Origin of the sequence: Pseudomonas sp., assembly GCF_050739935.1 — a bacterium.
Classification (GTDB): Bacteria; Pseudomonadota; Gammaproteobacteria; order Pseudomonadales; family Pseudomonadaceae; genus Aquipseudomonas.
In genome coordinates this window covers 23,123-29,122 of sequence record NZ_JBOICF010000055.1, presented here as the reverse complement: position 1 = coordinate 29,122, position 6,000 = coordinate 23,123, and the positions used below count along the sequence as shown (strand labels likewise).

At 60.5% G+C, this 6,000-nt stretch carries 6 protein-coding genes; 1 reads left to right on the top strand and 5 read right to left on the bottom strand.

Going from position 1 to position 6,000, the window contains the following annotated elements:
• Positions 1 to 40: 40 nt before the first annotated feature.
• Positions 41 to 868, bottom strand: a complete 828-nt coding sequence (aroE, locus tag ACRER8_RS09635; protein WP_431746096.1) for a shikimate dehydrogenase — start codon at positions 866 to 868, stop codon at positions 41 to 43.
• Positions 868 to 1,788, bottom strand: coding sequence for an oxygen-dependent coproporphyrinogen oxidase (hemF, locus tag ACRER8_RS09630; RefSeq protein WP_431746095.1), 921 nt, complete (start codon positions 1,786 to 1,788; stop codon positions 868 to 870). Before hemF ends, aroE begins: the two co-directional genes overlap by 1 nt.
• Positions 1,789 to 2,017: 229 nt before the next feature.
• Here hemF and ACRER8_RS09625 point away from each other — a divergent pair, with 229 nt between their 5' ends.
• Positions 2,018 to 2,995 carry an NADPH:quinone reductase gene (locus ACRER8_RS09625; protein WP_431746094.1) on the top strand — a complete coding sequence of 326 codons (978 nt, stop codon included), beginning with the start codon at positions 2,018 to 2,020 and terminating at the stop codon, positions 2,993 to 2,995.
• Between the two features lie 104 nt (positions 2,996 to 3,099).
• Here ACRER8_RS09625 and ACRER8_RS09620 read toward each other — a convergent pair whose 3' ends face one another.
• The 3 genes from ACRER8_RS09620 to ACRER8_RS09610 all read right to left on the bottom strand — a co-directional run bounded on the left by ACRER8_RS09620 (position 3,100) and on the right by ACRER8_RS09610 (position 5,975).
• Complete coding sequence (locus ACRER8_RS09620; protein ID WP_431746093.1) at positions 3,100 to 3,657, bottom strand: L-threonylcarbamoyladenylate synthase; 558 nt, start codon at positions 3,655 to 3,657, stop codon at positions 3,100 to 3,102.
• Between the two features lie 40 nt (positions 3,658 to 3,697).
• On the bottom strand, positions 3,698 to 4,825 hold the full coding sequence (gene dprA, locus ACRER8_RS09615) for a DNA-processing protein DprA (RefSeq protein ID WP_431746092.1): 1,128 nt from the start codon (positions 4,823 to 4,825) through the stop codon (positions 3,698 to 3,700).
• 124 nt (positions 4,826 to 4,949) lie between these two features.
• Positions 4,950 to 5,975 (bottom strand): LysM peptidoglycan-binding domain-containing protein, encoded by a 1,026-nt coding sequence (locus tag ACRER8_RS09610; protein WP_431746091.1) that lies wholly within the window; start codon positions 5,973 to 5,975, stop codon positions 4,950 to 4,952.
• Positions 5,976 to 6,000 lie beyond the last annotated feature (25 nt).

Below are 6,000 nucleotides of genomic sequence, written 5' to 3'. Positions count from 1 at the left end.
AGCCGGCTCCTCCAGGAGTGCTGTATCGGTCAGACTTTCGTCAAGCCTCCGCCATCAACCGCCGCAACTCCGCCAGCACTGGCGCTGAATCCGGGCGCACACCGCGCCACAGGTAGAACGCTTCTGCGGCCTGCTCCACCAGCATCCCCAGACCATCCACCGCCTGCCCGGCCTGATGCTCCGTGGCCCAGCGGCAGAAGGCCGTCGGTTCCTTGGCATACATCATGTCGTAGCAGAAGGTTTCGCCCGGCTGGATAAGGCTCGGCAAAATCGGCGGCAACTCACCCGACAGACTTGCCGAAGTCGCATTGATGATGATGTCCACCGGCTCTTCCAGCCAGTCGTACCCGGCAGGCAGGATCGGCCCCAGCTCAGCGAATTCCCGCGCCAGCTGCTCGGCCTTTTCCAGCGTGCGATTGGCGACCACGAGCACATACGGCTCCTCGCCCAGTAAAGGCTCCAGCGCACCACGCACCGCGCCACCGGCCCCCAACAGCAGGATGCGCTGGTCCTTGAGCGCGACGCCGTGATTGATCTTCAGATCCCGAACCAGGCCGGCGCCGTCAGTGTTGTCGCCCAACAGGCTGCCATCTGCCTGGCGTACAAGCGTATTCACGGCACCGGCACGACGTCCGCGCTCGGTCAGCTGATCGGCCATTCGGTAGGCTTCTTCCTTGAACGGCACGGTGACGTTGGCGCCAAGGCCCGTTTCGAAGAAGTGTCTGGCGAAGGCGGTGAAGCGATCCAGCGGTGCTGGTGAGGTCTGGTATTCCAGCGCCTGACCAGTCTGTTCAGCGAACAGGCGATGAATCAGCGGCGATTTGCTGTGAGCGATAGGGTTGCCGAAAACTACATATTGGTCGGTCATTATTTGGCTTCCTCGGCCAGCCAGTCGCGATCCTGCAGAAAATACTCGGTCAGGCGCGCCTCTTCGCTGCCAGGCGCGGCTTTCCAGTCGTAGCCCCAGCGGACTTGTGGCGGCAGTGACATCAGAATGGACTCGGTGCGACCCCCCGATTGCAGGCCGAACAAGGTGCCGCGGTCGTAAACCAGATTGAATTCCACATAACGACCACGGCGGAACTCCTGAAACTCGCGCTGCTGCGGCGTGTAACGCGTGGCCTTGCGGCGTTGAACGATGGGTAGATACGCATCGACGAACGCGTCACCGATGGCCCGCAGGAAAGCGAAGCTGGTGTCGAAATCCCACTCGTTCAGGTCATCGAAAAACAACCCGCCGACGCCGCGCGGCTCATTGCGATGCTTGATATGGAAATAACGGTCGCACCAGGCCTTGTAACGCGGGTAAACGTCGGCACCGAACGGCGCACAGGCCTGCTCCGCCACGCGGTGCCAGTGAATGCAGTCCTCTTCCACGCCGTAGTAGGGCGTCAGATCGAAACCGCCGCCGAACCACCAGACCGGTTCTTCACCTTCTTTTTCAGCGATGAAGAAACGCACGTTGGCATGAGAGGTCGGAACATGTGGGTTGTGCGGATGCATCACCAGCGAGACGCCCAGGGCCTCGAATCCACGACCGGCAAGTTCCGGACGATGGGCACTGGCCGAAGGCGGCAGACCGGCTCCGAAAACATGGGAGAAATTAACCCCGCCTTTTTCGATGACATCGCCGTTCTCGATCACCCGAGTGCGCCCGCCGCCACCGGCCGGGCGCTCCCAGGCGTCTTCGACGAAGCGGGCGCTGCCGTCTTCTTGCTCCAGAGCGGCGCAGATCCGGTCTTGCAGATCCAGCAGGTAGGCTTTGACGGCATCGGTGCGAAAGGACATGGCGGTACCTTGAAATAACGTGAAACCGGTATTTTTTGAGCGTCGTTCCGTACGCCGCGTGCCCTCGGCAAAACCGCTGCAAGCCTGAACGACGCCCTGAAAGTGGCGCGTAGCATACACCGGCTTGACCGGTGCCGCAGTTGACGAAGACCAAACGAAGGAGTCCGATAGAAGCCTTTCGCACTCCCAGTTCTGTTCCAGCAGTTTCGATCCATGACGGAGAAAGCAAATGGCAAAGCGTATCCAGTTCCGCACCCACGGCGGCCCTGAAGTCCTCGAGTATGTCGATTTCGAACCGGCCAAACCCGGTCCGAAAGAAGTACTCGTGCGCAACAAAGCGATTGGCGTCAACTTCATCGAGACCTATTTCCGCACGGGTTTATATCCCGTCGCGTCGATGCCGTCGGGCCTGGGCAATGAAGGCGCGGGCGTGGTGGAAGCTGTCGGCAGCGAAGTGACGCACGTCAAGGTCGGTGACCGCGTGGCCTACGGCACCGGTCCATTGGGTAGCTATGCAGACCTGCACCTGGCGCCGGGCGCGAACGTGGTCAAACTGCCGGACGACATCAGCTTCGAACAAGCCGCCGCGATCATGCTAAAGGGCCTGACCGTGCAGTATCTGTTCCGCCAGACCTACGAAATCCGACCTGAAGAAACCATTCTGTTCCACGCCGCGGCCGGTGGTGTGGGTTCCATCGCCTGCCAGTGGGCCAGTGCGTTGGGCGTGAAACTGATCGGCACGGTGAGCTCGCCGGAAAAAGCCGCACATGCCAAGGCCAACGGCGCCTGGGAAGTGATCGACTACACCAAGGAAGACGTGGTCAAGCGTGTGCTGGAGCTGACTGGCGGCAATAAGGTCCCGGTGGTCTACGACGGCGTCGGCAAGGACACTTGGGAAACGTCGCTGGACTGCCTGGAATTGCGTGGCTTGCTGGTCAGCTTCGGTAATGCGTCGGGCGCTGTTTCAGGCGTAAATCTGGGGATTTTGGCGCAGAAGGGCTCGCTCTACGTGACCCGTCCGACACTGGCCTCCTACGCCAACAACCCGGAAACGCTGCAGGCCATGGCTGACGAGGTATTTGCCATGGTCAGCAGCGGCAAGGTGAAGGTCGATGACATCAGGAAATTTGCCCTGAAGGACGCTGCCCAGGCGCATACCGAGTTGTCTGCTCGACGTACGACCGGGTCGATCATTTTGGTGCCTTGATAGCCATCTGAATCACGCGCTACTCCTAGCAACACGGCTTGCCGGCTGACATCCTTTAGATCGATATTGCCGGCAAGCCGTATTGCTATATTCGTCAACCAGTATCAGCCGGCTCTTACAACCTCAGCCGTGACCAGATCCCGGATCACGCTCGGATTGCGCCGTCCTCCCAGCGCACCGCTCAGAACCATGTCCAGTTGCCGATGGAAATACTGTTCGACGCGCAACCGGGAACGCGCGGCGGGGCGGCCGGTGGGATTGGCGGAGGTGGAGACCAGCGGGCCGGTCAAGGCGCACAGCTCGCGCACTTGCGGATGATCACTGACGCGCAGGGCCACGGTCTCACGACCGCCGGTGATCCAGTCAGGCAACAGGCCCTGATGCGGCACCAGCCAGGTGTTCGGCCCAGGCCAGGTGCTGGCCATGCGATCGATCCACAGCTCCGGGAAGTCTTCGAACAGAAAGTCGAACTGACGAATGTTGTCGGCAACCAGGATCAGGCCCTTTTCCACTGGCCGCTGCTTGATCGCCAGCAAACGGTAAACGGCCTCGAAATCCCAAGGATCGCACCCCAGCCCCCAAACCGCTTCGGTCGGATAGGCAATCACCGCTCCGGCCCGGATTTCTCGTGCGGCTTGTTGCACACGCCAACTGCTGACCATCGTTCGCTCTCCCGATTTAACGCTGGCGGGCAGTTTAACCTCAGCGTGCCCGAGCAAACCATCGTCCGGCCTCACAAGCCACGCTGCTGTCGAGTTCAAGTTCGGTTAACGTCGCCAGCACTTTGGGCAAAGGCCAACCGCTGCTGACGGCCAGCGCTTCACTGGTCTGCGGCGCGGCATGCAATAGGGCCAGCAGCGCGTGGTCGGGTTTTGCGGCACTCTGGTTTGCGGCACTCTGGACAGGCTCATTACAGGGCGGCAGATTTTTCCAGCCCTGCAAGCCTTCGAGAATGTGATCGACCGTCTCGACCAGCATCGCGCCTTCACGAATCAACTGGTGACAGCCACGAGCGCCGGGGTGATGGATCGATCCTGGGATGGCATATACCTCGCGGCCTTGCTCTACAGCCAGCCTCGCGGTAATCAGCGATCCGCTGGCAACGCTGGCTTCCACCACGAGCACGCCGAGGGACAAGCCGCTGATGATTCGATTGCGTCGCGGGAAGTTGCTGGCGTGGGGTTCAGCATCCAAAGGCAGTTCCGAAATTACCGCGCCACCCTGAGCGATGATGTTCGCTGCAAGGTGACGATGCCGCTGTGGATAAAGTTTTTCGATCCCCGTCCCAAGCACCCCAATAGTGGCGCCTTTTACATCCAGCGCGCCCTGATGAGCTGCCCCGTCGATGCCCAGGGCCAAACCACTGGTAACGACGAATCCGGCTCCCGCCAGGCTGCGCGCGAAGGCAGCGGCAGTGTCCAGTCCAGGCTTGGAAGCACGTCGGCTGCCGACCATTCCCAGCTGTGGACGATCGAGCAGGGAGCGATTGCCGGCAATGAACAGCAGGGGCGGCGGGTCGGGAATTTCGGCGAGCAAAGCCGGGTAGTCCGGATCATCCCACATCAGCAAATGCTGGCCCGGACGCTCTAGCCAGGCCAATGCAGCGCTGGCGCCATCGCGCACATCAGGATTGCGTCGTGCATCTGCGCTTGCCGCCGGGAGGCGCAATGAACGCCACGCTGAGGCTGGCGCGCTGAGTGCGGCAGACGCACTGCCGAATGCATCGATGAGGGTCTGGAAACGCTTGGGACCGATCTCTGGTAATCGATGAAGACGCAGACGCGCCTCTAGCTCGGCAGGCGACTGCCCGGCTTTTTCGAACAACGGCATAAGATCTTCCTTGATCCTGTGCCCACCTCAACCAGTGGGCAAACCTGTGGATAAGTCTGTTAACAACGTTTAGATAAGTGAAGCATGCAGGTGGAAAAAAGTGTTTTGGAGCTGTTACATAGCATTACGGATTGCGCACCTTGTCGCTGACCGCCAGAGAACGGGTCGCATGCAAAACCATCCCGTAGCTCAAGTGGTTGTAGGTGCGGAACACCATCAGCAGCCCCGCGCGCTCGTCGGGGATCTTCACTTGTTCACCAGAAATGCGGTCACGCACGGTTTCACCGGCCTTATAGATTGCAAGCACATTGCCCTCGGCCAGGCCTTCCAGCTTGCCACGATCAAGCGTCACCACATCGAACTCGCCGATCTGAGTGACGCCACGCGGCACATCGATGATCGTGCCACGGATTTCCTGCTGCGGCTCGCTGGGCACGAAGGTTGAGTTGATCGCACGCTCTTCACTGACGAAAAGCCGGTCGCCCAGGCGCACTTCCTGGGTGGCGCGCTGCATCTGCAAGGTCGCGATATCGCCTTCGGTGGCGACGACTTCACCGCTGCCGATGTCGTCTGCGTTGATGCCCAATGGCTCGTCGGTTTCGGAATCGAAATAGGTCTTGCCCTTGCGGAAGATACCGTACGACACATGATCCGGGCTGAACGTGCCGCGCGCGTAAACGCGATCCCCTGCGCCACTGAGCACACGTTCGCCGTTGCCGGCCACCACGTAAGGGGCCTCTTCGAACTGCTCGGGCGTGTCCATGATTCGGTTGTTGAGCAGAAATGCGTTGATCGCGCCCAGCGGAATGGTCGGGATCGCATCGGCGATTGGTGTGCTGCGCACACGCGGTGACAATTTGATGGTGCCTCGGGATGCACCGCGAGTGGCGACAATCCTCGGCTGACCGTCTACGTAAATCAGATTCAGCGTATCGCCTGGATAGATCAGATCCGGGTCATGAACCTGCGGATTGGCTCTCCAGAGCTGGGGCCACTTCCATGGCTGGCTGAGAAATTTCCCGGAAATGTCCCAAAGCGTGTCACCGGCGACAACGGTGTAGCTCTCTGGATGGCCTTCCCTGAGCTGTACTTGCGCCTGAACGAGGCCTGTCGCGGCCAACAGCAGCAGGGCGAGTAGTGATTTCCTCATGCGGTGAATCCCTTTATCATGTTGG